This is a genomic window from Paraburkholderia phymatum (assembly GCF_040965635.1).
Classification (GTDB): domain Bacteria; phylum Pseudomonadota; class Gammaproteobacteria; order Burkholderiales; family Burkholderiaceae; genus Paraburkholderia; species Paraburkholderia phymatum_B.
In genome coordinates this window covers 444,487-469,511 of the sequence record NZ_JBFRCH010000002.1, presented here as the reverse complement: position 1 = coordinate 469,511, position 25,025 = coordinate 444,487, and the positions used below count along the sequence as shown (strand labels likewise).

Sequence of the window (25,025 nt, the reverse complement as noted above, 5' to 3'; positions counted from 1 at the left end):
TATACAGTAATCATTGTCGGGTTCTGTAATTTTTGGTCTTCACTCTGCTTGGCGACGCATGCTGGGTCCAGACGCCTGATGCGCTATCCGCGCTTGCCGAGCGCGAACGCTCAGGGTGCGTTCGCGCCGCGCAGCGGCTGCGCGACGCGGGTTTTCCTTGCGAGGCGGTGAGCGGGTGATCCTCGACGCGGGCTGTATGGCGATGAGCCGCGATCGCGGAACATCGACACAGACGCGAGATTTTGGATATGGTCTGCCATGTACGCTCGATGGCACGCCTTTGAACGACTGGATATTGAGCGGCGCGAATCAGGAGCACGGCATTCTCTCGCAGGTGCATGGAACGCAGGGAAAGAGCCTGACGTCGCTTTTTCCGATTGGAACGAATATGCGCATCCTGCCCAATCATGCCTGTGCGACGGGTGCGCAGTTCCCGGAGTATCACGCGCTATCTGAAGATGACGAAACTACCTGTATGGAGCCGCTTTCATGGCTGGTAACGAATCGGGCGCGCGCTTGCCGCGCATGGAAAACCCGGCAGGACTCTCGACGCCGGGAGGCCACTATAGTCACGTGGCGATTGCAAACGGGCTGGTGTTCGTGTCCGGCCGGTTGCCAATCGACGCGTGGGGCCGAAAGCTGACTGACGCGTCATTCGAGGTGCAAGCCGAAAGGTGCTAACAAATCTCGCGATGGCGCTGGAAGGTGCTGGCAGCAGCATCGCGCGACTGGTGCAGGTTCGGGTCTTTCTCGCCGATATCGAGCATTGGCCGAGCTTCAATCAGATCTACGCAGACTGGGCGGGAGATGCGCGACCAGCCCGCGCGATCGTGCCGGTTGGTCCGCTTCACTTCGGCTTCAAGATCGAGATGGAAGCTACGGCGATGGTGTGAAGCAGCATCGGGCAGGAGTCGGCCACGAACGGTCAATCGACATGGTCGCCCAGATCGTCAACAATTCGCCTCGGTACCTTCGAAGGTGCCAAACGATCGCTCCCGCAAAAAGTAACGATCCTGACGAAGCCTTCGGTGGCGTGTGACCGATGTGCGGACCTTTGTGTTCGCTATGCAATCAGATCTCCTCGCGAGCTACGCAAGGCGACAAGGCGATACAAAATTCACAGAGAACGTTTCCAAACACTGCGGCGACGAACGCACCAGATCAGCACCGTGACGCTATCGGGAAAGGACTTGCTTCAGTTCCTGCGGGTGCCGTTCCATGTATTTAGGGAATAGCAGTGAGCTACCCGCAGCGCTCAAGTGATGATAGTCGTCGAAGCGGTAGATCGGCAGTCCGTCGAAATTAAGCGAACAGACGCTCGCCGTGCAAGGCACGTCATACGTATGCATGATGTCGATCTGGGGATGTGCGTTCCGGAGCCGCTCCAGCATCGCCTGGATCGGTTCGTGCTGCTCCCGGGCAATCGAGGCATCGAACTGACAAACGTGGCGACTGACAGGGAATAGAAGATCGTTGTTGAAGTCGCAGTTGATGAGACCCATGGGAATCATAGGCACATCATTCATCAGGACCACGTGCTTGCCGGCCGCCGACAACTTCACGATCGTACTGGCCAGTTCCCGTTCAAGCTGTCCGGGCAAGAATCCGTGTCCGTTAGGACCAGCGTTCGAATCCGTAGATTGGTTAAGATAGTTTTGCCATGCAGCAGCCAAAAAAACGGTCTTGATTTCTGGCCTTGCTATCAGGTACGCCATCACGGCCTTGTCGTGATCAACGCACTTGAGATGGTCCTCAAGATACGTCATGTCGCCAGGCTTGGGCGGTTCGTTTTCGATGGGCGGACAGAGGGTCAACGCTACATCATGTATCGCCATACGCTCGGCCTTGCCAAGCCTGTCGAAGAAATAGACAAGATGATAAGCGTGCGAATCACCCCAAAGCACGGCCTTGTCGCTTGCGCCCACATCGCCGAGCGTGCAGGTCGCCTCATCGGTGATCTCGACGTGAGACCAGCACTTCTTCCCGCGTGGCATGTCAAACAGCGCATCACCTGACCAGCGTACGTCCTCGCGGATCTTCGTCGGGTACGCGAAAAGGAATCCGCCTGTCAGTTTGCCCGTACCGGCGAGCGCTCCAGAAACAAGCAGCGGCAGCAAGAGAAATCCCACCAGGGTTCGTCTTGTCGGCATGCTGGTTCGCCGAACTGCGCCCTCGACGTACACATAGGTCAGAACAGAAAGTGCAAATGCCACAGTGATCGCGGCTGCATAGCCAGTCGTTGAATCGAGCTCAAGCCTGCGCAAAGCGAAATAGACTGGCCAGTGCCAAAGGTAGAACGGGTAGGAAACGCGGCCAATGAAGACGGCACCTTCGTTTGCGAGCAAACGATGAAGCGCCAAGGAACGGCGGCCTGCATAGATGACCAGTAGCGTCCCTCCGCAAGGAACAATAGCGCCCATGTCGGGAAAATGCGATGTCGTGCTGACGCCGAGCACTCCCGCCAAAATGATCAAGAGACCGGCAAGAAACACTACATCGAAGAGTCGTGACTTTTGCGGCTCCTTCTGATTCTCGCGTATCGCTAGCAGCACTCCGACCAGAAATTCAAAAGCGCGGTACTGCGCGAAGTAATACGAGCCAGCCGTCGGTACGCGCGCAGCGGCCAAGGCCGAAAGGAATGACGCAACAGCAAGAACCGCCAATGCGGGTAGCATCCAGCGCCTTGCCGTTCTGTTCAGCCAGAAAAGCAGCAGCGGAAGAACGACGTAGAACTGCTCTTCAACCGATAGGGACCATGTATGCAGCAAGGGCTGATCGGCAGCTTTTGCGTCGAAATAACCCGTCTGCTTTGACAGATAGATGTTAGAGGTCATCGTGGCGACCGCAAGAATGTTCTTCGCCAGATGAAACGAGTCGTCGGGAAACGAAAAAAGAATGCTGAACGCAAACGTCGCAGCAAGGACAAGAAAAAGCGCCGGGGCTAGCCGTTTTGCTCGTCGGGCATAGAAGCCGGGAAACGAAAATGTACCAGTCCGCAGATCCCCAAGAATCGAAGTCGTGACAACGAAACCAGAGATCGTGAAGAAAACGTCGACACCCGTGAATCCGCCCGCGAATGACGAGAATCCGGCGTGTGCGAGCGCGACGGAGAGAACTGCTACGGCACGTAGTCCGTCAATGTCGGAACGATAATGAGGAGACAGATGTCGGGGCGGGTGATTCACAAGGGTTCTCGCTTCAAATTGCGGCCCAAATCATATCAGGCTGTGGCGCAGCCCCTGGACCCGCTGCGCGCTCATCGACAGCGCGCGTCAAGGCCCCACGTGCCATCAATTCTGATGACATCGTCGTGCGATGGATTTGAATGGCTTGTCTTGTGGGACTGCTTGGGTCGTCGACATTTCCGTCTCCTTAGCGCAGAGTTGGAAATTCCGTTTTAGGCGAACGGATCTCGGTCCGGTAGTCCCACATAGCATCTTTCGGAAATCGCGAATGTCCTTGTGGGGTCGTTCACGGAAGAAGTTCGGCACGGCGAGAGGGAGAGCGAATCGACGGTAGGCGACGATCTTCCCGTGTGACTAAGTTACCCTCAGGAACGAGCCACTGCTCGGTGCGCCAGAGGTCCGTCAGTAGCATGAGCACACCGACGATCGCGACGAGTCTAGAGTGGTCCGAACATTTTACCTGAAGCCACATATGAAACTGCCCTGCATGGGCCACGACGATATTCGCGATCGCGAGAACGACGTAGAGCCCTGCTGCCCGGCCGTGAAGTCGTCTCCAAAAAACGATTCGCGGCGCGCGGCGATGCTTCCCGTCATGATGTTTCCTGTATCAACGCGTGCGCGGTCACTTAATCAAGCGCATCCCTGCGACCTTCGAAGCCGTCACGTCGAAAGTGGCCGTGTAGTCGCATCCTGCGACGTGCCCCGACCGCTCGATCAGACAATCCGCAAAATCTGCCTTCGCAGATGCTGAGAAGACGCGAAGCGCCTTTCGCACCGTGTCAGCACCTTCAACGAGCAGTTCCTTGGCGCCGATCATCGAATCGATGATGTCCTTCATCTGCTCGCGCTCGACGCCATAGCAGCGCCCGAGCACCCATACCACCTCGACCAGCGCAACCTGAGAAACGTACCCCGACCGCTCGGCCGACAGGGACTCCATCAGCGCCGTCGCCTTCTTCGATTGCACGGCATCGTCCTGGGCGAAGTAGCGGATGAGGACGTTCGTATCCAGTCCGATCATCGCGCGGATGCTCCCTGTTCCGCGACGGCCCGGTTCATGTCTTCGACCGACACCGGTTTAGCGGGCTTCTTCACGATGCCCTTGAGCGACGTGAGCGAGCGCGTGGCCGGATAAACTTCATACCGTCCCGTCGCCTCATTGAAGCTGAATTCGATCCGATCGCCGGACTGCAAGCCAAGCTGATTGCGCACTTCCACGGGGATCGTGACCTGGCCCTTCGAAGTGATAGTTGCTGCTGTCATGATGGCACCTCCAATATTCCTTACTTTAAGGTAAGGCAATAGGAAGGGCAAGGCCACCGGAAAACTGCCTGATGAACTGCAAACGATTGTCGGAGCCAGGGGACGGCTGCGTCAGGATGCGCGCGTGCGCCAGCGGCAAAAGGCACGCAGCACGTTCATGAGCCGGATGACGGTGTTGACGCCCGGCACGAGCGGGGCCAACTGCAGCGTGAATGGTGTCGCCCGGTCCGACGACTTGAAGGGCGGCCCCATGCGCCGCGATGCTCCTCGCGGCGGGGCTCAGTGTTGGCTAAGCCTCCCGCTGCGCCGGGCGCTAGGGGTTTTTACTGATGTTGTGCGGGCTGCGTCATTGCGCATGAAATACGACGGCGGTGCGTTAAGGCTGCTGCGTCAGATGACGACGGTTCACGATCGTAAGTTATTGTATCTGCGAGATATTTTCGTCTTTGAGGCACGCTCGAAGTTCAAACTTAAGCGAACAAGGTCCAGAGTTGGATGAACCTCGACAGTTCCGGCGCCCCTTCTTGAAAATGTAATTCCCCGTCCATATAATTAGCACTCACTGCACGAGAGTGCTAACAACTTCGCCGGCTGGCTCAGCCAGCTGGCTTTCCTCAGCGTACTTCAGTCCCAATCCAAGAGAGGATATATCCATGAACCTTCGTCCTTTGCATGATCGCGTGATCGTCAAGCGTCTGGATCAGGAAACCAAGACCGCATCGGGCATCGTGATCCCCGACGCAGCAGCAGAAAAGCCCGATCAAGGCGAAGTGCTGGCCATCGGCCCGGGCAAGCGTGACGACAAGGGCAACCCGATCGCGCTCGACGTGAAGGTCGGCGACCGCGTCCTGTTCGGTAAGTACGCAGGCCAGACCGTCAAGGTCGATGGCAACGAACTGCTGGTGATGCGCGAAGAAGACATCATGGCCGTTGTTAACAAGTAAGCACTTGTTCCAATAAGTACTTGTTCCGGTTCATTCTCAAGAATTCAAGGAGTTAGAAGATGGCAGCTAAAGACGTCGTGTTCGGCGATTCCGCCCGTGCCAAGATGGTTGAAGGCGTGAACATTCTCGCCAACGCAGTGAAGGTCACGCTTGGTCCGAAGGGCCGTAACGTTGTTCTCGAGCGCAGCTTCGGCGGCCCGACGGTTACGAAGGACGGCGTGTCGGTCGCGAAGGAAATCGAGCTGAAAGACAAGCTCCAGAACATGGGCGCGCAAATGGTCAAGGAAGTGGCTTCCAAGACCAGCGACAACGCCGGTGACGGTACGACGACGGCAACGGTTCTGGCCCAGTCGATCGTTCGCGAAGGCATGAAGTACGTCGCATCGGGCATGAACCCGATGGACCTGAAGCGCGGCATCGACAAGGCCGTCGCTGCAGCAATCGAAGAGCTGCGCAAGATCAGCAAGCCCTGCACGACGAACAAGGAAATCGCGCAGGTCGGCGCGATCTCGGCGAACAGCGACACGTCGATCGGCGATCGCATCGCTGAAGCAATGGACAAGGTCGGCAAGGAAGGTGTCATCACCGTCGAAGACGGCAAGTCGCTGCAAGACGAGCTGGACGTCGTCGAAGGCATGCAGTTCGACCGCGGCTACCTGTCGCCGTACTTCATCAACAACCCGGACAAGCAAGTCGCCGTTCTGGAAAACCCGTTCGTGCTGCTGCACGACAAGAAGGTCTCGAACATCCGTGATCTGCTGCCGGTTCTGGAGCAGGTCGCGAAGGCTGGCCGTCCGCTGCTGATCATCGCTGAAGACGTCGAAGGCGAAGCGCTCGCTACGCTGGTCGTCAACAACATCCGCGGCATCCTGAAGACCGTTGCTGTGAAGGCTCCGGGCTTCGGCGATCGTCGCAAGGCAATGCTGGAAGACATCGCGATCCTGACGGGTGGTCAGGTCATCGCTGAAGAGACCGGCCTGTCGCTGGAAAAGGCAACGCTGCAGGAGCTGGGCCAGGCGAAGCGCATCGAAGTGGGCAAGGAAAACACGACGATCATCGACGGCGCTGGCGAAGCAGCGAGCATCGAAGCGCGTGTGAAGCAGGTGCGCACGCAGATCGAAGAAGCGACCTCGGACTACGACCGTGAAAAGCTGCAGGAGCGCGTGGCCAAGCTGGCTGGCGGCGTTGCAGTGATCAAGGTTGGTGCCGCGACCGAAGTCGAAATGAAGGAAAAGAAGGCACGTGTCGAAGACGCACTGCACGCAACGCGCGCAGCTGTGGAAGAAGGCATCGTGGCTGGTGGCGGCGTCGCGCTGATCCGCGCTCGCGCCGCAATCAGCAGCGTGAAGGGCGACAACGCTGACCAGGACGCAGGCATCAAGATCGTGCTGCGCGCGATGGAAGAGCCGCTGCGCCAGATCGTCACGAACGGCGGTGAAGAAGCGAGCGTCGTGGTGGCAGCAGTGGCTGGCGGCAAGGGCAACTACGGCTACAACGCAGCAACGGGCGAGTACGGCGATCTGGTTGAAGCCGGTGTCGTCGATCCGACGAAGGTGACGCGCACGGCGCTGCAAAACGCAGCTTCCGTTGCTGGCCTGCTGCTGACGACGGACGCAGCCGTCTGCGAACTGCCGAAGGAAGATGCACCGATGCCTGGCGGCATGCCCGGCGGCATGGGCGGCATGGGCATGGACATGTAATTTCCGGCAACGGAAATACATGCGGGAAGCGCGCCGCAAGGCGTGCCTCCCAAAAACAGAAAACCCGCAGCGATGCGGGTTTTCTGTTTGCATGTGAACAAAAACGGGCCAGGACAGAGTTCGACTTTACTGTTCGCAACTCCAATCCATCAGATTGAACGTCGCTGTAATGCTTGATTGCGGAACTAATATCCGGTTGCCAATTCGTGCTCGACGATCGGGTTGATGTGGACGCGCGTAATGTGGACGCGCCCTCCCCACATTGCGAGCGGAGAGCGGAAAAGGACAGATCAGCTCAGTGCCGCGCCTCGCCCGGCGGCGGCTCCTTGCCTCCGGCAAGAGGCACCTCTTCATCGCTGCTGCGTGCCCAGAAGAAACGGTCCGGCAAGTAAGCACCCATGCCCGGGCGAAACGCGGCCTGCGTCGCCTGGAACAGATACTCCTGCGCTTCGCGCACGGCTTCGGCGGGCTCTTGGCCGTTCGCCAGCAGCGCGGCGATCGCGGCGCCGAGCGTATCGGTGATGCCCATGATGCGCTGCTGAGCGCGATCCCACATGTCCTGCCGTATCTGGCCTTCGTCGCTGAATAGCGTATTGACGAGCCGATGCGTGCCCGTTTCCGTCGACAGAATGTATTCGCACCCTTGCGACAGCAGATGCGAGATCGCCGCATCGAGCGTCGGCGCTTCCGCGTCGCCGTCCGGTTGGGCGAGCGCGAGCAGCGCGGCTGTGTCGGCGACGAGCAGCGTCGTCTGCGGCGCGAGCAGATCGGCGATCGCCTCGCGCAACTCGTCGGCGGCGAGCACGTGTTCGTCGTCGAGCGTGAAATCGGGGGCGAGAATCAGCGGGATGTCGTCGTAGTCGGCGACCACTTCGGCGATTGCGCTGACCACTTCCGCGCGGGTCGCCGCACCGACCTTGAACGCTGCGATGGGCATGTCTTCCAGCAGCATCCGCGCCTGCGTGGCGACGACTTCCGGGTCGAGCCCGGTCACTTCGTCGCAATTTGCCGAATCGCGCACCGTGTAGCCGGTCAGTACGGACACGCCGTGGCAGCCCATGCTGGCAAGCGTCATCAGGTCGGCTTGCAGCCCGGCGCCGCCCGTCGGATCGGAGAGGCCGAAAGTGAGAACGATGGGAGGGGTGTCGCTGGCCATGAAGTCTTTGATGAGTCGATAAGCGGGGCGTTGTTCGTGGGCCGTGGCGCGCGAGGCGCCGACGGGCCCGCAGACGGCTCAATTATGCGGCCTTATGCGGGTGCGGGGCATTTTTTCGCATCTGTCGACCCGCCAAGCCATACATAACGCGGCAATGCGCGGCTGCGGACCGCTGCGGCCCCGTCTGTTACGCAATTGCGTGCGATCGGTTCCCTTGATATGAACCCATATCTATGCAATCCTCTGCAGAATGGAGAGATATGTCAGCACAGGTGGAGCGGCGGCGGCGCTGTGCGTGTCGATAACGACACTGCGGCGATGGGAGGCGTCGGGCAGACTGGTCGCGGAGCATACGGCGATGCATCGCCGCTACGACTTGGCGAAGGTCAAGCCGGAACTGTTCCGCGCGCAGGATGACACGAACCGTCAAACCATCGCCTACGCCCGCGTTTCCAGCGACGACCAGAAAGACGACTTGGAGCAGCAAAAGCAGGTGCTCGAACTCTTTTGCGCCCGGCAGGGCTGGACGTTCGAGCTCATCGCCGATTTTGGCTCGGGCATGAATTACCACAAGAAAGGCCTCAAGCGCCTGCTCGACGCGATTATCGAAGGCAAGATCGGACGGCTGGTCGTCACGCACAAGGACAGGCTGCTGCGCTTTGGTGCGGAACTGGTGTTCGCCATCTGCGAGGCGAAACACGTCGAAGTCGTGACCCTCAATCAGGGCGAAGACACAACGTTCGAGGAAGACCGCGCTAGGGACGTGCTCGAAATCATCACAGAGTTCAGCGCGCGGCTGTACGGCGGGCGCTCGGGCATGAACCAGAGGCTGCTTGACGGTGTGCGGGCGGCGGTGGAGAGCGCGTAGTCATGATGATCGCCCACCGCATCGCACTCGACCCGAATAACGTACAGGCCACGTACTTCGCTCGTGCGGCAGGCACGGCACGCTTTGCCTACAACTGGGCGCTAGCCCAGTGGCAGCGTCAGTATGAGGACTGGAAGGGCAACAACGCCCTGCCCAAGCCGTCGCAGATGGCACTTCGGCGACAACTGAACGCGCTCAAGCGTGAGCAGTTTCCGTGGATGCTGGAGGTCACGAAGAACGCGCCGCAGATGGCGATCATTCAGCTTGGGGCTGCGTTCCAGAACTTCTTCGCGGGCCGCGCGCGCTATCCGAAATTCCGCAGAAAGGGCGTTCACGACCGCTTCTCGCTCACCAACGACAAGTTCAGCATCGACGGTTCTCGCATTCGCATCCCGGGTCTTGGCTGGGTGCGCATGCGCGAGACGTTGCGCTTTACCGGCAAGATCATGTCGGCCACGATCTCCCGTGTGGCTGAGCGCTGGTTCGTCAGCATCACCGTCGATGTGCCTGATAGCTCGCATTTGCCCCAAGCCGAAAACCAAGGCGTGGGCGGTGTCGATCTGGGCGTGTCGGCACTCGCGGCAGTTTCGACGGGAGAAAAAGTGAGCGGCCCGAAGGCCCATACGGCCCTGTTGCGCCGCCTGCGCCGACTCTCGCGCAGCTTGTCGCGCAAGCAGAAAGGCTCGGCCAGGCGCGGTCGGGCCAAGGTGGAACTCGCAAAATTGCATGCGCGTATCGCCTGTATCCGTTCCGACGCCTTGCACAAGCTCACGACGCATCTCACGCGCCGGTTTCACACGATCGGCGTGGAAGACTTGAATGTGCGCGGCATGATGAAGAACCCACATCTGGCGCGGAGCATTGCCGACATGAGCTTCTTCGAATTCCGGCGGCAACTGGAGTACAAGGCCGACATGCGCGGTGGCCAGATTGTCGTTGCTGACCGGTTTTTTGCGAGCAGCAAGACATGCTCAGCGTGCAAGCACAAGCTGGAAAAGTTGCCGTTGCACGTACGCGAATGGACGTGTCCTGCGTGCGGGACGACTCACGATCGTGATACCAACGCGGCCGTGAACTTGTGTAACAACGCCGTGAGTTCCACGGTGTCAGTCTGCGGAGAGGAAGGCGCTGGCCCTCGTCGGAAGACGAAGACGAAACCGGCCTCGGTGAAGCAGGAAGTCAGCGGCAGATTTGCTCAGAATTGAGCTGGTTTGCGTAGGTATGACAGAACGGCGGCAACACGGTACCATCATGGCTCTCGTTTTCCCGGACTTTTCGACGCGACTCAAGAATGGAATATAAGAGCTGGATGTGCCTGATCTGCGGCTGGATCTACGATGAAGAAGCCGGTCTGCCAGAGGAAGGAATCGCGCCGGGCACGCGCTGGGAAGATGTTCCCATCAACTGGACCTGCCCCGAGTGCGGCGCGCGCAAGGAAGACTTCGAGATGGTCGAGATCTGAGCGACCCATCGTTCGGCGACGGGGCGGCGTTCGCCCGTCGCGTGAAGCGAAGGGACGAGTTGCATTGATTTCGCGCGGGTTGGATATCCGCGCGCACACGTGGTGTCGTATCGTAGCGCGTCACAGGGGCTTCATCGCGCTTTATAGTTCGCTATTGCGTCTGATTGTGGTCTTTGTCTAGCAGGTGCCCGTTTCGTCGGCGTCGATGTTTGCCCACGCTTGCCGATGTGGGCAATGCCTGCGCTTGCTGTTTCGCGTGGCCGTTGCCAGCTTGGTGTCTTGCGTCTGCAAAGTGCGCGGTCGCCGTTTCCGGCCAGGCGTCCGATGGCCCTGCGGTTGCTTCACTTTCGCCACTGCGGCAGTTCGGGCGGGCGCCATACCGGTGCCCGCTTGGCGTGCCGGCGTTCCTGCAGCTTGCCCATGACTCATCGACCCGCATCGCCCGATACGCTTGATGCTTTACCGAATCCACGCGGCGGCGCCGTCCGTCCGGCGGAACAGGCCATTGCCGACGCCCTCGACGCCTTCGAAGGGCGTCGCGACGTGACTGCGCAGCTGCTCGTCGCAGTGCGCGCGCTGCGCGAGGCGGGCTGGCTGGCCGCGCAACGTTTCACCGACGCGCTGCTGCTGGTGTCGCCGATGGCCGCCAGCGGTCTCGCCGACGAGGCCCCCGCGCGCGCCACGTTCGGCGCGGCGTTGCGCGCGTTTCACGCGGCGCTCGAGCGGCGCAATCTGCGCGAACTGAGCTGTTCGCCTGCGCTGTTCTCGCACTACCGGGCACTCAGCACGCACATCGCGCAGCACACGCCCGGCTACAGCGTGACATTCGAAGACATCGCACTGGCCGGACGGCCGATTCCGCCTGTCGCACTGCGCTCGGAGTCAGCCGCGCGTCTCGCGCATGCGCGGGCGCGCTACGAGCGGGCGCTGCTGCCCGTGCTGCGCTCGAAGGGCAATGTCAGCACGAACGCGGTGGCGGGTGCTGTCAACGCCGCGCTCGGCGATCTCGACGCATGCCTTGCCGAACTGGCGGGTCCCGATCCGTACGACTTCTGGCGTCTCGCGTCCGCCTGCGCCCGCGCTTTGCGCGCACGCGGTCTTTCCATCGAAGACGCCGAGACGCGGCATTTCTATGCGCGCTGCAATCTGGCGCTCGCGGACGAAGCGCGGGGCATTCCCCTTGCGCCGCGCTCGCTCGTGCGCGCGACGCTCGCGCTTCTGTGGCGCGACTACGCGCTTTTCGGCGCCGCCGCCGAAGACACCGAACACGTCGAATTGCTGCGCGACTACGGCCTTACGGTGGACTGGCATATCGCGGGCACGCAGGCGTCCGAGGCGCTGTGGGAGCAGGGCGCGCACCAGGCCGAGGCATTGGCCGCGTACGTCGCGGCGACGCGCGAGCTGGGCGTGCTGACGGTCAATGCGAACGCCTACGAAGATTTCCTGCAGGCGGCCGATGGCGCGATCGCCGCGCTGACCGACCATGCGCGCGCCGCGGACAACCCACAGAAGGCCGACCCGAGCGCCGCGCTGCAGGCGGGCGATGCCGCGTACCGGTTGGGCGCGGCGGCGTCCGCGCTCGGACTGGGCCAGGTGGCGCTTCTCGCCGATGCGCTCGGGCTTGCGTGGCGTCGTCGCGCGCACGCAGGCGTGTCGACGCCCGCGGTTCGCGCCCATGTCGCCGTCGATGCGCCCGGCGCGCCTTCGCTCGAAGCCGCCGCCGAAGCGCTGCGCGCGATGTTGCACAAGGTGGCGGCGGGTGTCGCGCCGCAGTCCGCGACGACCGCTCTCTCGTCGCTCACGCACGCGATCGAACAGGGCGGCGCGTAGCGAGTCGAAGGCGCACGCGGGTTGGATAGGGACGGTCAATTGGCCTATGCCATCTGCCGCGCGATAGCGCACGTTCCTCTTGCCCGGCATGGGCGAAGCGCGTGATAGAGTGCAGTTTCATGAACTGCGGTTTTCGCCGGCCGCGCACCGATGCACACGGGTTACGCACAGGTTGCAAGCGCGGCGCGCGGTGCGATCCGGCAGGCCTGCGTGTATGGGGGCCGGAAGCCCGCAGTTGCGCACCGTCTTTGCTAAAATTCGACCTATGTCCAAGAGTAACGATCGCATCAATCTGACCAACCAGTTCCTGATCGCCATGCCGAACATGGCGGACCCCACGTTTTCAGGAACGGTGGTCTATCTTTGCGATCACAGCGAGCGCGGCGCGCTTGGCCTCGTTATTAACAGGCCAACCGATATCGACCTTCAGGCGCTCTTCAATCGCATCGATCTCAAGCTCGAAATCGAACCTCTGCTGCATGTTCCCGTGTACTTCGGCGGCCCAGTGCAAACAGAGCGCGGCTTCGTGCTGCATGACGCATCGGAAAGCACGTACACGTCGTCGATGCAGGTGCCGGGCGGGCTCGAAATGACCACGTCTAAAGACGTGCTGGAAGCCGTCGCGAGCGGCAAGGGCCCGCAGCGCTTCCTGCTGACGCTCGGCCATGCCGGCTGGGGCGCAGGCCAGCTCGAAGAGGAAATTTCGAAGAACGGCTGGCTCACCGTTCAGGCCGACCCGAGGATCGTTTTCGACGTGCCTGCCGAAGACCGCTTCGAGGCAGCGCTTGCACTGCTCGGCATTTCGTCGTCGATGCTATCCGGCGAAGCGGGTCACGCATGAGCGACTTAGCCGGACGTGAAGCGACGCTGCTTGCGTTCGACTATGGCGAAAAACGCATCGGCGTGGCCGTCGGCAATTCACTGACGCGCAGCGCGCGGCCCCTCGTCGTTCTGCAAAACCGCAATCGCGAATACCGTTTCGAAGCCGTTGGCAAACTGATCGACGAGTGGAAGCCCGATGCGCTCGTCGTCGGCTTGCCGATGCATCCCGACGGCACAGCACATGAGCGAACCCAGCTTGCCAAACGCTTCGGCAATCAGCTGAACGGGCGCTTCAATCTCCCGGTTTCGTGGGTCGACGAGCGCTATTCGTCCGTCGAAGCGGAGGCGGGCATCCGCAGCGGGACGAGACAGGCCGGCATGCTCGACGCCGAAGCCGCGTGCGTCATTCTTCAGCAATATCTGGACGGACTTTCATGAGTTCCATTGACGCCGAGGCGCTCTATCGCGCTGTGCTCGAACAGATTCGCGCCGCATACGGCGACACGCTGGGCGGTCCAGACGGCGCAGTGCTCGCCGGCATCTACAGCGGCGGCGCATGGCTTGCCGAGCGGCTTGCCAAGGACCTGAACGTCGCGACGTTCGGCGTCGTCAACGTCGCGCTGCATCGCGACGACTATGCGAAGAAAGGTCTGCACACGCAGGCGAGCCCGACTTCGTTGCCGTTCGAAGTCGACAACCGCCGCATCGTGCTCGTCGACGACGTGCTGTACACGGGCCGGACCGTACGCGCCGCATTGAACGAACTGTACGACTACGGGCGCCCTGCATCCGTCGAACTGGCCGTGCTCGCCGACCGTGGCGGGCGCGAGTTGCCGGTCGCCGCGCGCTTCGTCGGCGGCACTGTCGAAGTGCCCGCGAATACGACGCTCGTGCTCGCGCGCGATGGCGAACGCTTTACGTTTCACACCGAGCCGCGCGCGGATTGAACGCGCATGCGTGCGGTACGACTGGCAACATCCGCGCGACGGTATCTAAAGTGTGGCGCGCATCGCGCACGTAGCATGCGACCAATTCGAGCCCGGATCGAAAGCGATCCATCCCTCGCAGCGGGCATCCGAAAAGCGACACCGCGAAGCATGACCCAGCAGCATCGCCACAAAGCATCGCCACAAAGCATCGCCCGCAGTCCCAAGTCTGATTCAGGAACACCATGAACACGCCCACCCCGGTTTCCCAAGGTTCCACTGATAACGCAGCGTCAGCGGACCGTTTTCGCTACGGTTTCCTGAAGGGTAATCCGCAACTCACGAAGAACGGCGAGCTGAAGCATCTGCTGACGATCGAAGGCCTGCCGCGCGCGATCGTCAGCCATATTCTCGATACGGCCGAGCAGTTCGTCAGCGTGACCGACCGCGAGGTGAAGAAGGTGCCGCTGTTGCGCGGCAAGTCGGTGTTCAACCTATTCTTCGAAAACTCGACGCGCACGCGCACCACGTTCGAGATCGCCGCGAAGCGGCTGTCGGCGGACGTGATCAATCTGAACATCAACGCTTCGTCGACGAGCAAGGGCGAGTCGCTGCTCGACACGATCAACAACCTGTCGGCGATGCATGCCGACATGTTCGTCGTGCGTCACGCGTCGAGCGGCGCGCCGTATCTGATCGCCGAGCACTGCGCGCCGCACGTGCACGTGATCAACGCCGGTGACGGCCGGCACGCGCATCCCACGCAGGGTCTGCTCGACATGTACACGATCCGCCACTACAAGCGCGACTTCACGAATCTGCGCGTGGCGATCGTCGGCGACATTCTGCATTCGCGCGTCGCGCGCTCCGACATTCACGCGCTCACCACGCTCGGCGTGCCGGAAGTGCGCGCGATCGGTCCGCGCACGCTGCTGCCGGGCGGTCTCGAGCAGATGGGCGTGCGCGTATTCCACAACCTCGACGAAGGCCTAAAGGACGTCGACGTCATCATCATGCTGCGTCTGCAGAACGAGCGGATGAGCGGCGCGCTGTTGCCTTCGGCGCAGGAGTACTTCAAGAGCTGGGGGCTGACGCCCGAGCGTCTTGCGCTCGCAAAGCCCGATGCGATCGTGATGCACCCCGGCCCGATGAATCGCGGCGTCGAAATCGATTCGCAGGTCGCGGACGGGCCGCAATCGGTGATCCTCAATCAGGTGACGTTCGGCATCGCGGTGCGCATGGCGGTGATGGGCATCGTCGCGGGCAACAACGACTGATCCGCGGACGGCTCACACAACCACATCAGGCACAGGCAGGTAACGAAGCGCATGAAGATCCATATTCAAGGCGGCATGCTGATCGATCCCGTCGCGGGCACCGAGCAGCGACAGGACGTATTCATCGCGGCGGGCAAGATCGTCGCGCTCGGCAGCGCGCCTGCCGATTTCAACGCGGCAAAGACGATCGACGCGAAGGGCCTTTATGTGGCACCCGGTTTCGTCGATCTGTCGGCACGGCTGCGCGAACCCGGCTACGAGCACAAGGCGACGCTCGAATCGGAAATGGCCGCGGCGCTCGCGGGCGGCGTGACGACCCTCGTGTGTCCGCCCGACACCGATCCCGTGCTCGACGAGCCGGGCCTCGTCGAAATGCTGAAGTTCCGCGCGCGCAATCTGAACCGCGCGCATGTGTATCCGCTGGGCGCGCTGACGGTCGGCCTGAAGGGGCAGGTGATCACCGAGATGGTCGAGCTGACGGAAGCGGGCTGCGTCGGCTTCTCGCAAGCCGATACGCCGATCGTCGATACGCAGGTGCTGCTGCGCGCGCTGCAGTACGCGAACACCTACGGCTATACCGCGTGGCTGCGGCCGCAGGATGCGTATCTCGCGAAAGGCGGCGTCGCGGCGAGCGGGCCGCTCGCGTCGCGCCTTGGTCTGTCGGGCGTGCCCGTATCGGCTGAAACGATCGCTCTGCACACGATCTTCGAACTCGTCCGCGTGACGGGCGCGCGCGTGCATCTGTCACACGTGTCCTCGGGCGCGGGCGTCGCGCTCATGCGCGCGGCGAAGGCGGAAGGCCTGCCCGTCACCTGCGACGTCACGATCAATCACGTGCATCTGATCGACATCGACATCGGCTATTTCGATTCGCAATTCCGGCTCGATCCGCCGCTGCGCTCGCAACGAGACCGCGAGGCGATTCGCGCGGGCCTGCTCGACGGCACGATCGATGCGATCTGTTCGGACCACACACCCGTCGACGACGACGAAAAGCTGCTGCCGTTTGCCGAGGCGACGCCGGGCGCGACGGGGCTCGAATTGCTGCTGTCGCTGACGGTCAAGTGGGCGGACGAGGCGGGCGTTTCGCTCGCAAAGGCGCTAAACCGCGTCACGGCCGCGCCTGCCGACGTGCTGAAGCTGCCCGCTGGCCGCATCGAAGCGGGCGCAACCGCCGACCTGTGCGTGTTCGACCGCGATGCGCATTGGCGCGTCGAGCCTCGCGCGCTGAAGAGCCAGGGGCACAACACCCCGTTCCTCGGCTACGAGCTGCCCGCGCGCGTGCGTGCGACGGTTGTCGGGGGGCAGGTTGCGTTCGAGCAGCGTTGACAAGGCCGGGCGTCGGCAGAAAAGCCGAAGAGAAGCTCAAAAGAATCGGAAGGTAAGCGGAAGACTCCAACCATGAAGCTCGCATTTCGCAAGGTTCGGCTGGTCGTGCATCTGCTGTGCGGCATGTGGACCGTCTGGACGCGTTTTCCTCGTGCGACTGTGCAGCAGCGTCTGGAACTGAATCGCGCCTGGTCGGTGCGCATGCTGCAGTTGTGCGGCATGCGCCTCGTCGTGCACAACGATGGTGTGAGGTTCGATGAAGGCGTGCTGGTCGTCGCGAATCACATCTCGTGGATCGACATCTACGTGATCAACGCGTGGCGGCCGACGCCGTTCGTGTCGAAGGCGGAAATCCGCAATTGGCCCATCGTCGGCTGGTGCGCGCAGCAACTCGGCACCGTGTTCATTCAGCGTGAGAAACGCAGCGACGCGAAGCGCATCATGCACGAACTCGCGGACCGGCTGAACGCGGGCGAGCTGATGTGCGTGTTTCCGGAAGGCACGACGTCCGACGGCACTCGACTGCTGCCGTTTCACGCGAACATGTTCCAGGCGCCCGTATCGGCGTCACGCCCCGTGCAGCCTCTTTGCCTGATGTACGAAGATGCGCGGGGCCGGCAATCGACGGCGCCTGCGTATATCGGCGAGATGTCGCTTGGCGAATCGCTCGATGCGTTGTTGCGCAGCGGCCCGCTGACCGCGCATGTGTATGTCGGCGCGCCGCTCGCGCCGGGTGCCGACCGGCGCTTGCTGGCGGCCGAAGCGCACGCTTCCGTGCAAGCGGCGCTCAGCGCGTTGCAAGATCCTGAGGCTCGCCGCTCCGGTCAAATCGTTGACCGGACGCAGGAATTCATCAATGCTCGCGCGAGCAGCGCGACGGAACCGCTGGAAGGCGGTTCGGACGTCGATCTGACGCGCCACGCGTAACCGGTCAGGTGCCGATCAATCGATGACGGCACGGCAGCCGTCGCATTCCACCTGTGTGATCGTGCGTTCGGCGGGCGACTGCGTCAGCCGGACGGCCGTCAGTTGTTCGCCCCATACGCAACCCGAATCCAGTCCGATCAGGTTGTCGCGCATCATCAGGCCGAGCGCGGCCCAGTGTCCGCAGACGATCGTGATGTTCTCCGTCTTGCGCCCGGGCACGTCGAACCATGGCATGAAGCCCTTCGGCGCAGAGTCGATGCCGCCGCTCGACGAAAAATCCATTACGCCATCGGCATTGCAAAAGCGCATGCGCGTGAGCGCGGTGCAGGTGATGCGCAGCCGGTCGAGGCCCTTGAGGCCCGGCGTCCACTGGTTCGGCTCGTTGCCGTACAGCCCCGCGAGCGTCTCTTTCCAGCTCGGTGCGCATAACGCGCGTTGCAGGTCGTCGGCGAGTTCCATCGTCAGATCGGCATCCCACTGCGGCAGCACGCCTGCGTGCACGAGCAGCATGTCGTTTTCGTAGTGAGCGAGCGGCCGGTGGCGAACCCAGTCGATCAGGTCATCCGCATCGGGCGCAGCCAGAATTTCGTCGATCGTGTCCCCTTTTTTGGACCTGCGGATGCCCGCGTACACGGCGAGAAGGTGCAGGTCGTGATTGCCGAGCACGGGAACGGCGCGTTCGCCCATCTCGATGATGTCGCGCAGTGTTGCAAGCGATTCGCCGCCACGATTGATCAGGTCCCCAGCGAACCACAGCGGAGCGTCGGCAGGCGGCGCCGCTTTGGCGAGAAGCTGCTGAAACTGCGTGCGGCAACCTTGCAGATCGCCAAAAGCGAGTGCAGGGGGCTTCAGGAATGCTGTCATCGTGTCGATATTCCAGTGTGTCCGATTGTCGGAAATATTGTGCGGTTGCTAGCAGAAGTGTTGCCGCGGCGTCCTCACAATGGCGTCACGGCGTCACTGCGGGCCGGCAGCGAGCGCATGACAGCGTGCCATAATAACGCGTTACCGGGTGGGGTATGCCCGTACCGCCGGTCGCTGCTGGTGCAACTGAGAGGAAAACATGATTCTGGTTACGGGGGGCGCCGGCTTCATCGGTGCAAACTTTGTGCTGGACTGGCTTCGCAATGGCAGCGAGCCGGTCCTCAATGTCGACAAGTTAACTTACGCGGGCAACGCCAGCACACTGGTCCCGTTGTCCGCTGATGCGCGCCACGTGTTTGCGCGTATCGACATTTGCGATGCCGCTGCGCTCGAAAAGTTGTTCGCTACGCATCGGCCGCGCGCCGTAGTCCATTTTGCAGCAGAGAGCCACGTTGATCGTTCCATCCGCGGGCCGGGCGAATTCGTGCAAACGAATGTCGTCGGCACTTTTACCTTGCTCGAAGTTGCGCGGGCCTATTGGAACGAGCTCGACGCAGGCGAGCAAGCTGCGTTCCGGTTTTTGCACGTTTCCACCGACGAGGTCTTTGGCTCACTCGAACCGGACGATGCTCCGTTCAATGAGCGGACGCCCTATGCGCCCAATAGCCCTTATTCGGCAAGCAAGGCTGCCTCAGATCACTTCGTTCGTGCATACCACCATACCTATGGCCTGCCGACGCTCACGACGAACTGCTCCAACAACTACGGCCCTTATCAGTTCCCCGAAAAACTGATCCCGCTATCAATCACGCGGGCGATCAAGGGCGAAAAGCTACCCGTATATGGTGACGGCAAGAACGTGCGCGACTGGCTGTACGTCATGGATCACTGCGCCGCGATCCGGGCCGTGCTGGAGAAGGGGATCGTGGGACGTACCTACAATATCGGCGGATGGAACGAGAAAACGAACATCGACGTCGTGCGTACGCTGTGCGCCGTGCTCGACGAATTGCGCCCGGCGTCGTCGGGCGGGCGTTATGCCGATCAGATCGAATTCGTCAAGGATCGGCCAGGACATGACCGGCGCTATGCGATCGATGCATCGCTGATCGAACGCGAACTGGGCTGGCGACCGGCCGAGACCTTCGAAACCGGCATCCGCAAAACGATCGCCTGGTACTTGAATAACGCGGCATGGGTCGATGGCGTCACGAGCGGCAGCTATCGCGAGTGGCTCGATACGCACTATGCAAGGTCGAACTGAGGGTACGACATGGCACGTAAGGGAATCATTCTGGCGGGCGGCTCCGGGACCCGCCTTTATCCCATCACGCACGCGGTATCGAAGCAACTGCTGCCCGTGTACGACAAGCCGATGATCTACTATCCGTTGTCGACGCTGATGCTGTCCGGGGTGCGCGACGTACTCATCATCTCGACGCCCGACGATACGCCGCGCTTCCAGGCAATGCTCGGCGATGGCAGCCGTTGGGGCATGCACATCGAGTATGCGGTGCAGCCGTCTCCCGATGGTCTCGCGCAGGCCTTTTTGATCGGGCGGCAGTTCATCGGCAACGATGTGTGCGCGCTGGTCCTTGGCGATAACATTTTCTACGGCGCTGAGCTTCCACGGCAACTTGCCAATGCGGATGGCCACGTCGACGGCGCGACCGTATTTGCCTACCATGTCAACGATCCCGAACGATATGGCGTCATCGAATTCGATGGAAAGTTCCGCGCGCTCTCGATCGAAGAAAAACCCGCACATCCGAGGTCAAACTACGCTGTGACGGGGTTGTACTTTTACGATAACGATGTCTGCGACATCGCGGCGAGCATCAAACCGTCGGCGCGTGGCGAACTTGAGATCACCGATGTCAACACTTGTTATCTGAACGCGGGCAAGCTGCGAGTCGAGATCATGGGGCGTGGCTATGCCTGGCTCGATACTGGGACGCACGACTCATTGATCGACGCGGCGACGTTCATCGCCACATTGCAGAAGCGTCAAGGCCTCGTGGTGGCCTGTCCGGAAGAAATTGCGTACCGCAATGCGTGGATCACCGCGGATGACGTCGCCCGGCTTGCCGAGCCGCTGACGAAAAACGCATACGGCAAATATCTTCTCAAGCTGCTGGAGGAGCCTTTCGCATGAAACTCTCCGTCGTAGCCACCTCGCTGCCAGATGTCAAAATCATCGAACCGAAAGTGTTTGGTGACGATCGAGGATTTTTCTTCGAAAGCTTCAATCAGCAGGCGTTTGCCGAGGCGATAGGAGAGCCGGTGACGTTCGTGCAGGATAACCACTCACGTTCAACCAGGAACGTATTGCGTGGCCTGCATTATCAGATTCAACACGCACAGGGCAAGCTTGTGCGCGTGGTCACGGGTGAAGTATTCGACGTCAGCGTCGACATGCGCAGATCATCGCCGACGTTTGGCAAATGGACGGGGGAGATTCTGAGCGCTAACAACAAGCGTCAGCTTTGGATTCCCCCCGGGTTCGCGCACGGTTTCGTCGTGCTGTCCGATACGGCCGAATTTCTGTACAAGACCACGGACTACTGGTTCGCAGAACATGAACGCTGCGTCAAGTGGAACGACCCGGATCTCGCGATCGACTGGCCAATCAGCGATGAACCCCTTCTGGCGCCCAAGGACGCTTCGGGGAAGCACTTTGCGGATGCCGAAGCCTACGATTGAACTGACGGCCGGACCGCGACGCTTTAGCATTTTTCATATTGTGGCATGACGGGCGTTTGTATCGTTTTTGTTAGTCTAGCTGGACGCGTAACAGGCGATCCTTACAATCATGCCTTCGTTGCAGGCGTTTCCAGCGCGGGCAGCTAGTCGGTAGCTTTTACACATGATCGATCGTCGCGAACCTCTCGTTCTCGTTACGGGCGTCGCCGGGCAAGTCGGCGCGGAGCTTCTTGGGCGCCTGAATCTCGTTTGTCGTGTAGTGGGCGTCGGGCGCAATGAGCTTGATCTTTCCGACCTGGCTCAGATTCAGCGCGTGGTCGAGAAGGTGCGCCCCACCGTTATTCTGAACGCCGCCGCATACACTGCCGTAGATAAAGCCGAAAGTGACGAACCAGCGGCAATGAGGATCAACGGCGAAGCGCCCGGTGTGCTGGCTGAAGAAGCTCGGAAGATTGGCGCGCTGCTGGTTCATTACTCGACGGACTACGTGTTTGATGGCACGAAAGATGGTGCTTACGTCGAGACCGATCATCCGAATCCGCTGAACGTTTACGGTGCGACGAAGCTCGCCGGCGAATGCGCGATCGAGCAGGCTGCCGGCGCGTGGGTCGTGCTGCGCACCAGCTGGGTGTATGGGGCGTACGGCAAGAATTTCCTGCTGACCATGCTGCGTCTCGCGGAGCAGAAGCCGGAACTTTCAATTGTCGCCGATCAGTTCGGCGCACCAACATGGGCCCGGACCATCGCAGAGCTGACGGCTCGCATGCTCGAAGTGATGCCCGGCGGATTGGCCGCTACGTCGACGGACTGGTCAGGGCGCAGCGGCATTTATCACCTGACGGCCGCTGGCGCGACTAGCTGGGCAGGATTTGCCGAGGCGATTTTTGAGCACGCCGGGCTGACGTCACGACCGAAGGTGAAAGCGATTGGAGCAAGCGAATATCCGACGCCTGCCCGTCGGCCGCATAACTCGCGGCTATCGGGCGTAAAACTGGCTGAAACGTTCGGGATACGGGCGCCGCATTGGGACGACGAGCTGCTCCGTTGCCTGTCGGCGATGCGTGCCGCTACCTCGGGCGACTAGCAACGCAAGCCGGATGGAGGACCTGGGCCTCAACGCAGGATCCCTCCGCCATCGATCGCAGATATCGCCTCGGGGCGCTGCGCGCTACCTGCGCCGCGCGGCTGGCTGGAACAGTTTTGCGCTCTTCCATGCGGTTTCTCGCGTGACCCGAAAGTCGGGATCTCCCTCCGGTGAACGAAGTCCGCGTAATCACGGCGCGCTCTTGTCGCCTATCTTCTGGCCGGCAAATGCCATCAGCCCGTCAGTTATAATTCGTTTTGTACTGGAATTGTTTGCTCGGAACGCCACAGTCGCGTAACGGGTTTTCTCAAGGAGAAGGAATTGACGAGCGCAGTAGTGACTGGCATCACCGGACAAGACGGTGCGTATCTTACCCAATTGCTGCTCGGGCGCGGCTACGAGGTCTACGGAACATACCGGCGTACGAGCTCGGTCAATTTCTGGCGTCTCCAGGAGGTGGGTGTACTGGCTCACCCGAATCTTCATCTGGTCGAGCACGATCTGACTGACCTCGGGGCAACCATTCGCCTGCTTGAGATGGCAAAGCCGCGGGAGGTGTATAACCTCGCAGCCCAGAGTTTCGTGGGCGTGTCGTTCGAACAGCCGGCTACTACAGCTGAAATCACAGGCGTCGGCGCGTTGAACGTGCTCGAGGCTATCCGCATCATTGATCGTTCGATTCGCTTCTACCAGGCTTCGACCTCCGAAATGTTCGGTAAGGTACAGGCAATTCCACAAAAGGAAGACACGCCGTTCTATCCGCGCAGCCCGTATGGCGTTGCGAAGCTGTACGCGCACTGGATCACGGTCAACTACCGCGAGTCTTACAACATCTTCGGCTCCAGCGGCATTCTGTTCAATCACGAATCACCGCTGCGTGGCCGGGAATTCGTGACGCGCAAGATCACGGACTCGGTCGCGAAGATCTCCCTCGGCAAGCTCGATGTGCTGGAACTCGGCAATCTCGACGCCAAGCGCGACTGGGGTTTCGCCAAGGAATACGTTGAAGGCATGTACCGCATGCTGCAGGCCGACGAACCGGATACATTCGTACTAGCAACGAACCGTACGGAAACCGTCCGCGATTTCGTTTCTATGGCGTTTCGCGCCGTCGGGAAAGGCATCGAATGGCGCGGCAAGGGAGAGCGGGAAGAGGGGCTGGACGCATCTAACGGTAAGGTGCTCGTGCGCGTGAATCCGAAGTTCCACCGTCCTGCGGAAGTCGATCTGTTGATCGGCGATGCAACCAAGGCGAAGGAAAAACTCGGCTGGACGCCCAAGACGACCCTCGAAGAGCTGTGCAAGTTTATGGTTGAGTCGGATCTGAACCGGAACAAGATTGGCTTCTCGTTCTGAGGTGCCGATGCGCCGCGTCTTGATTACGGGTGCCCACGGATTTACGGGTGGGTACATTCGTGATGATCTGGTCGCTGCGGGCTATCAGGTCACGGGAACGTGTGTCGGCGGTTTGCCGAAGGATGGGGAGTTCCGGCTTGACATCACTTCGCTGGCAGACTGCCGGCGTGCGATCGAAACGGTTCGCCCTCACTTCATCGTCCATCTGGCCGCAATCAGTTTCGTGGCGCACGAAGTGCCGCTCGATATGTACCAGGTCAACGTATTAGGCACGTTGAACCTGCTGCAGGCGTGCGCGGATGTCGGCCATCGGCCGGACAAGATTCTGGTGGTAAGCAGCGCAAACGTGTATGGCAATGCGGGAGGCGTGATCAGCGAGAGCATCATGCCAGAGCCTGTTAACCACTACGGTGCGAGCAAGCTGGCGATGGAGAACCTTGTTAAGACATGGTTCGATCGTTTGCCGATTGTCGTCGTGCGACCTTTCAACTATACGGGACGGGGACAGGCTGCTCGCTTTCTGATTCCCAAGATCGTTTGGCATTTTGTCAACCGGCGCCCGGTTATCGAACTCGGCAACCTCGACGTAGCGCGGGACTTTTCTGATGTACGGACGGTAGCAAAGCTATACCGTGCGCTCCTTGAATCGGATGCGGAGTCCCAGGTGGTCAATATTTGCAGTGGTAAGCCGTACACGCTCGAGCAGGTGCTCGAGATGGTCAGCGAAGCTTCGGGGCAGAAACTCGAGGTGCAGGTCAATCCTGCATTCGTTCGCGAGAACGAAGTGAAGACACTAATCGGCTGCCCGGAGAGATTGCATGCACTCGTACCAGGGATCGAGGCGATCGATTTGCGGTCGACCATCCAATGGATGGTCACCGGCTGAACGATCGGCAAAAGGAAGGCATGAAATGATATGCCTTGGATTCGGCGGAAATCCGATGCGGCGCTTCGCGTCGACGCATGATCGACCGCCGCGCGGAACCAATACCTACGTTGACTCGAGAAAACTTCGCGCAGCGAGCGCGACGAGAAGGTCGTCTCCATGAGAAAAGCATTCAAACGGTTCGCCCGGCCAGGTCTTGCCCGCATGGCGGCCTTCCTCAGAAATCAGCCAGCCGTCAAACAAAGCGTTGCGGACACCCTGCGCCGTTACCCAAAATTGCGTTCGCAACTGATTCGTATCGTCGGCGCAGAAGCGGCGCTCGGTGCCGCGACGTCCTTGGCGACAGTCACGTCCGTTAATCAGCTTACGGCGCGAGGACGAGCGGTCTATCACGATCTGATGCGGTCTAAGAGCGCAAACCGTAAATAAGCGTAATCGCT

The 25,025-nt window shown here is 60.9% G+C and carries 25 protein-coding genes and 2 pseudogenes; 21 read left to right on the top strand and 6 right to left on the bottom strand.

Going from position 1 to position 25,025, the window contains the following annotated elements:
- Positions 1 to 35: 35 nt before the first annotated feature.
- Both AB4Y32_RS05545 and AB4Y32_RS05540 read left to right on the top strand, forming a co-directional pair.
- Positions 36 to 500 (top strand): annotated as a pseudogene (locus AB4Y32_RS05545) (hypothetical protein); the annotation flags it as partial.
- Positions 490 to 893, top strand: a pseudogene (locus AB4Y32_RS05540) (RidA family protein). The pseudogenes AB4Y32_RS05545 and AB4Y32_RS05540, both read left to right, overlap by 11 nt.
- 282 nt (positions 894 to 1,175) lie before the next feature.
- Here the strand turns inward: AB4Y32_RS05540 and AB4Y32_RS05535 are convergent.
- The 4 genes from AB4Y32_RS05535 to AB4Y32_RS05520 form a co-directional block, all read right to left on the bottom strand.
- The gene (locus AB4Y32_RS05535) at positions 1,176 to 3,185 is read right to left on the bottom strand and encodes an acyltransferase family protein (RefSeq protein WP_368720350.1); all 2,010 of its coding nucleotides are present in this window, start codon (positions 3,183 to 3,185) and stop codon (positions 1,176 to 1,178) included.
- A 625-nt stretch (positions 3,186 to 3,810) separates the two neighbouring features.
- Complete coding sequence (locus AB4Y32_RS05530; protein ID WP_368720349.1) at positions 3,811 to 4,209, bottom strand: PIN domain-containing protein; 399 nt, start codon at positions 4,207 to 4,209, stop codon at positions 3,811 to 3,813.
- Positions 4,206 to 4,451, bottom strand: a complete 246-nt coding sequence (locus AB4Y32_RS05525; protein ID WP_368720348.1) for an AbrB/MazE/SpoVT family DNA-binding domain-containing protein — start codon at positions 4,449 to 4,451, stop codon at positions 4,206 to 4,208. The genes AB4Y32_RS05530 and AB4Y32_RS05525 overlap by 4 nt, the downstream gene beginning before the upstream one ends.
- Before the next feature lie 111 nt (positions 4,452 to 4,562).
- Positions 4,563 to 4,703 carry a hypothetical protein gene (locus AB4Y32_RS05520; protein ID WP_368720347.1) on the bottom strand — a complete coding sequence of 47 codons (141 nt, stop codon included), beginning with the start codon at positions 4,701 to 4,703 and terminating at the stop codon, positions 4,563 to 4,565.
- A gap of 401 nt (positions 4,704 to 5,104) precedes the next feature.
- Between AB4Y32_RS05520 and groES the strand changes: the two genes are divergently transcribed.
- Positions 5,105 to 5,395: a co-chaperone GroES gene (gene groES / locus AB4Y32_RS05515; RefSeq protein WP_087738853.1), complete on the top strand. Its 291-nt coding sequence runs from the start codon at positions 5,105 to 5,107 to the stop codon at positions 5,393 to 5,395.
- Between the two features lie 59 nt (positions 5,396 to 5,454).
- Positions 5,455 to 7,095, top strand: a complete 1,641-nt coding sequence (gene groL / locus AB4Y32_RS05510; protein WP_368720346.1) for a chaperonin GroEL — start codon at positions 5,455 to 5,457, stop codon at positions 7,093 to 7,095.
- A gap of 295 nt (positions 7,096 to 7,390) precedes the next feature.
- Here the strand turns inward: groL and AB4Y32_RS05505 are convergent, their stop codons facing one another.
- The gene (locus AB4Y32_RS05505) at positions 7,391 to 8,251 is read right to left on the bottom strand and encodes a hydroxymethylpyrimidine/phosphomethylpyrimidine kinase (RefSeq protein ID WP_368720345.1); all 861 of its coding nucleotides are present in this window, start codon (positions 8,249 to 8,251) and stop codon (positions 7,391 to 7,393) included.
- Between the two features lie 250 nt (positions 8,252 to 8,501).
- On the opposite strand from AB4Y32_RS05505, the gene AB4Y32_RS05500 reads away from it, so the two are divergent.
- From AB4Y32_RS05500 to AB4Y32_RS05455, 10 genes are all read left to right on the top strand, one after another.
- On the top strand, positions 8,502 to 9,119 hold the full coding sequence (locus tag AB4Y32_RS05500; RefSeq protein ID WP_368720344.1) for an IS607 family transposase: 618 nt from the start codon (positions 8,502 to 8,504) through the stop codon (positions 9,117 to 9,119).
- Between the two features lie 2 nt (positions 9,120 to 9,121).
- Complete coding sequence (locus AB4Y32_RS05495) at positions 9,122 to 10,324, top strand: RNA-guided endonuclease InsQ/TnpB family protein (RefSeq protein ID WP_368720343.1); 1,203 nt, start codon at positions 9,122 to 9,124, stop codon at positions 10,322 to 10,324.
- Positions 10,325 to 10,410: 86 nt separating this feature from the next.
- Positions 10,411 to 10,581: a rubredoxin gene (locus AB4Y32_RS05490; RefSeq protein ID WP_109478916.1), complete on the top strand. Its 171-nt coding sequence runs from the start codon at positions 10,411 to 10,413 to the stop codon at positions 10,579 to 10,581.
- Positions 10,582 to 11,001: 420 nt separating this feature from the next.
- Complete coding sequence (locus AB4Y32_RS05485) at positions 11,002 to 12,411, top strand: hypothetical protein (protein WP_368720342.1); 1,410 nt, start codon at positions 11,002 to 11,004, stop codon at positions 12,409 to 12,411.
- 265 nt (positions 12,412 to 12,676) lie between these two features.
- Entirely contained in the window at positions 12,677 to 13,252 is a 576-nt protein-coding gene (locus AB4Y32_RS05480; protein WP_368720341.1) for a YqgE/AlgH family protein, read from the top strand.
- Positions 13,249 to 13,671: a Holliday junction resolvase RuvX gene (ruvX, locus tag AB4Y32_RS05475; RefSeq protein ID WP_368720340.1), complete on the top strand. Its 423-nt coding sequence runs from the start codon at positions 13,249 to 13,251 to the stop codon at positions 13,669 to 13,671. Before AB4Y32_RS05480 ends, ruvX begins: the two co-directional genes overlap by 4 nt.
- Positions 13,668 to 14,180 (top strand): bifunctional pyr operon transcriptional regulator/uracil phosphoribosyltransferase PyrR, encoded by a 513-nt coding sequence (gene pyrR / locus AB4Y32_RS05470; protein ID WP_368720339.1) that lies wholly within the window; start codon positions 13,668 to 13,670, stop codon positions 14,178 to 14,180. The genes ruvX and pyrR overlap by 4 nt, the downstream gene beginning before the upstream one ends.
- Positions 14,181 to 14,404: 224 nt before the next feature.
- Entirely contained in the window at positions 14,405 to 15,436 is a 1,032-nt protein-coding gene (locus AB4Y32_RS05465) for an aspartate carbamoyltransferase catalytic subunit (RefSeq protein ID WP_368720338.1), read from the top strand.
- A gap of 51 nt (positions 15,437 to 15,487) precedes the next feature.
- Positions 15,488 to 16,765 carry a dihydroorotase gene (locus tag AB4Y32_RS05460; protein ID WP_368720337.1) on the top strand — a complete coding sequence of 426 codons (1,278 nt, stop codon included), beginning with the start codon at positions 15,488 to 15,490 and terminating at the stop codon, positions 16,763 to 16,765.
- Between the two features lie 72 nt (positions 16,766 to 16,837).
- A complete protein-coding gene (locus tag AB4Y32_RS05455) occupies positions 16,838 to 17,692 on the top strand; it encodes a lysophospholipid acyltransferase family protein (protein ID WP_368720336.1) in 855 nt (284 codons plus the stop codon).
- A gap of 15 nt (positions 17,693 to 17,707) precedes the next feature.
- Here AB4Y32_RS05455 and AB4Y32_RS05450 read toward each other — a convergent pair whose 3' ends face one another.
- Positions 17,708 to 18,556, bottom strand: a complete 849-nt coding sequence (locus AB4Y32_RS05450) for a symmetrical bis(5'-nucleosyl)-tetraphosphatase (RefSeq protein WP_368720335.1) — start codon at positions 18,554 to 18,556, stop codon at positions 17,708 to 17,710.
- 199 nt (positions 18,557 to 18,755) lie between these two features.
- On the opposite strand from AB4Y32_RS05450, the gene rfbB reads away from it, so the two are divergent.
- From rfbB to AB4Y32_RS05415, 7 genes are all read left to right on the top strand, one after another.
- The gene (gene rfbB, locus AB4Y32_RS05445; RefSeq protein WP_368720334.1) at positions 18,756 to 19,820 is read left to right on the top strand and encodes a dTDP-glucose 4,6-dehydratase; all 1,065 of its coding nucleotides are present in this window, start codon (positions 18,756 to 18,758) and stop codon (positions 19,818 to 19,820) included.
- A gap of 9 nt (positions 19,821 to 19,829) precedes the next feature.
- Positions 19,830 to 20,711, top strand: a complete 882-nt coding sequence (gene rfbA, locus AB4Y32_RS05440) for a glucose-1-phosphate thymidylyltransferase RfbA (protein WP_368720333.1) — start codon at positions 19,830 to 19,832, stop codon at positions 20,709 to 20,711.
- Positions 20,708 to 21,259 (top strand): dTDP-4-dehydrorhamnose 3,5-epimerase, encoded by a 552-nt coding sequence (rfbC, locus tag AB4Y32_RS05435; RefSeq protein WP_368720332.1) that lies wholly within the window; start codon positions 20,708 to 20,710, stop codon positions 21,257 to 21,259. Before rfbA ends, rfbC begins: the two co-directional genes overlap by 4 nt.
- Before the next feature lie 163 nt (positions 21,260 to 21,422).
- Positions 21,423 to 22,343: a dTDP-4-dehydrorhamnose reductase gene (gene rfbD, locus AB4Y32_RS05430; RefSeq protein ID WP_368720331.1), complete on the top strand. Its 921-nt coding sequence runs from the start codon at positions 21,423 to 21,425 to the stop codon at positions 22,341 to 22,343.
- A 321-nt stretch (positions 22,344 to 22,664) separates the two neighbouring features.
- Positions 22,665 to 23,699: a GDP-mannose 4,6-dehydratase gene (gmd, locus tag AB4Y32_RS05425; RefSeq protein ID WP_368720330.1), complete on the top strand. Its 1,035-nt coding sequence runs from the start codon at positions 22,665 to 22,667 to the stop codon at positions 23,697 to 23,699.
- Between the two features lie 7 nt (positions 23,700 to 23,706).
- Positions 23,707 to 24,585 (top strand): GDP-mannose 4,6-dehydratase, encoded by an 879-nt coding sequence (locus tag AB4Y32_RS05420; RefSeq protein WP_368720329.1) that lies wholly within the window; start codon positions 23,707 to 23,709, stop codon positions 24,583 to 24,585.
- A gap of 159 nt (positions 24,586 to 24,744) precedes the next feature.
- Positions 24,745 to 25,014, top strand: coding sequence for a hypothetical protein (locus tag AB4Y32_RS05415; protein ID WP_368720328.1), 270 nt, complete (start codon positions 24,745 to 24,747; stop codon positions 25,012 to 25,014).
- Positions 25,015 to 25,025: the final 11 nt, after the last annotated feature.

What these genes read in the sequence shown, in the direction of transcription:
- AB4Y32_RS05530 (WP_368720349.1), bottom strand. Translation starts at nt 4,209, where the DNA reads ATGATCGGACTGGATACGAACGTCCTCATCCGCTACTTCGCCCAGGAC.
- AB4Y32_RS05525 (WP_368720348.1), bottom strand. Translation starts at nt 4,451, where the DNA reads ATGACAGCAGCAACTATCACTTCGAAGGGCCAGGTCACGATCCCCGTG.
- AB4Y32_RS05520 (WP_368720347.1), bottom strand. Translation starts at nt 4,703, where the DNA reads ATGGGGCCGCCCTTCAAGTCGTCGGACCGGGCGACACCATTCACGCTG.
- groES (WP_087738853.1), top strand. Translation starts at nt 5,105, where the DNA reads ATGAACCTTCGTCCTTTGCATGATCGCGTGATCGTCAAGCGTCTGGAT.
- groL (WP_368720346.1), top strand. Translation starts at nt 5,455, where the DNA reads ATGGCAGCTAAAGACGTCGTGTTCGGCGATTCCGCCCGTGCCAAGATG.
- AB4Y32_RS05505 (WP_368720345.1), bottom strand. Translation starts at nt 8,251, where the DNA reads ATGGCCAGCGACACCCCTCCCATCGTTCTCACTTTCGGCCTCTCCGAT.
- AB4Y32_RS05500 (WP_368720344.1), top strand. Translation starts at nt 8,502, where the DNA reads ATGGAGAGATATGTCAGCACAGGTGGAGCGGCGGCGGCGCTGTGCGTG.
- AB4Y32_RS05495 (WP_368720343.1), top strand. Translation starts at nt 9,122, where the DNA reads ATGATGATCGCCCACCGCATCGCACTCGACCCGAATAACGTACAGGCC.
- AB4Y32_RS05490 (WP_109478916.1), top strand. Translation starts at nt 10,411, where the DNA reads ATGGAATATAAGAGCTGGATGTGCCTGATCTGCGGCTGGATCTACGAT.
- AB4Y32_RS05485 (WP_368720342.1), top strand. Translation starts at nt 11,002, where the DNA reads ATGACTCATCGACCCGCATCGCCCGATACGCTTGATGCTTTACCGAAT.
- AB4Y32_RS05480 (WP_368720341.1), top strand. Translation starts at nt 12,677, where the DNA reads ATGTCCAAGAGTAACGATCGCATCAATCTGACCAACCAGTTCCTGATC.
- ruvX (WP_368720340.1), top strand. Translation starts at nt 13,249, where the DNA reads ATGAGCGACTTAGCCGGACGTGAAGCGACGCTGCTTGCGTTCGACTAT.
- pyrR (WP_368720339.1), top strand. Translation starts at nt 13,668, where the DNA reads ATGAGTTCCATTGACGCCGAGGCGCTCTATCGCGCTGTGCTCGAACAG.
- AB4Y32_RS05465 (WP_368720338.1), top strand. Translation starts at nt 14,405, where the DNA reads ATGAACACGCCCACCCCGGTTTCCCAAGGTTCCACTGATAACGCAGCG.
- AB4Y32_RS05460 (WP_368720337.1), top strand. Translation starts at nt 15,488, where the DNA reads ATGAAGATCCATATTCAAGGCGGCATGCTGATCGATCCCGTCGCGGGC.
- AB4Y32_RS05455 (WP_368720336.1), top strand. Translation starts at nt 16,838, where the DNA reads ATGAAGCTCGCATTTCGCAAGGTTCGGCTGGTCGTGCATCTGCTGTGC.
- AB4Y32_RS05450 (WP_368720335.1), bottom strand. Translation starts at nt 18,556, where the DNA reads ATGACAGCATTCCTGAAGCCCCCTGCACTCGCTTTTGGCGATCTGCAA.
- rfbB (WP_368720334.1), top strand. Translation starts at nt 18,756, where the DNA reads ATGATTCTGGTTACGGGGGGCGCCGGCTTCATCGGTGCAAACTTTGTG.
- rfbA (WP_368720333.1), top strand. Translation starts at nt 19,830, where the DNA reads ATGGCACGTAAGGGAATCATTCTGGCGGGCGGCTCCGGGACCCGCCTT.
- rfbC (WP_368720332.1), top strand. Translation starts at nt 20,708, where the DNA reads ATGAAACTCTCCGTCGTAGCCACCTCGCTGCCAGATGTCAAAATCATC.
- rfbD (WP_368720331.1), top strand. Translation starts at nt 21,423, where the DNA reads ATGATCGATCGTCGCGAACCTCTCGTTCTCGTTACGGGCGTCGCCGGG.
- AB4Y32_RS05420 (WP_368720329.1), top strand. Translation starts at nt 23,707, where the DNA reads ATGCGCCGCGTCTTGATTACGGGTGCCCACGGATTTACGGGTGGGTAC.
- AB4Y32_RS05415 (WP_368720328.1), top strand. Translation starts at nt 24,745, where the DNA reads ATGAGAAAAGCATTCAAACGGTTCGCCCGGCCAGGTCTTGCCCGCATG.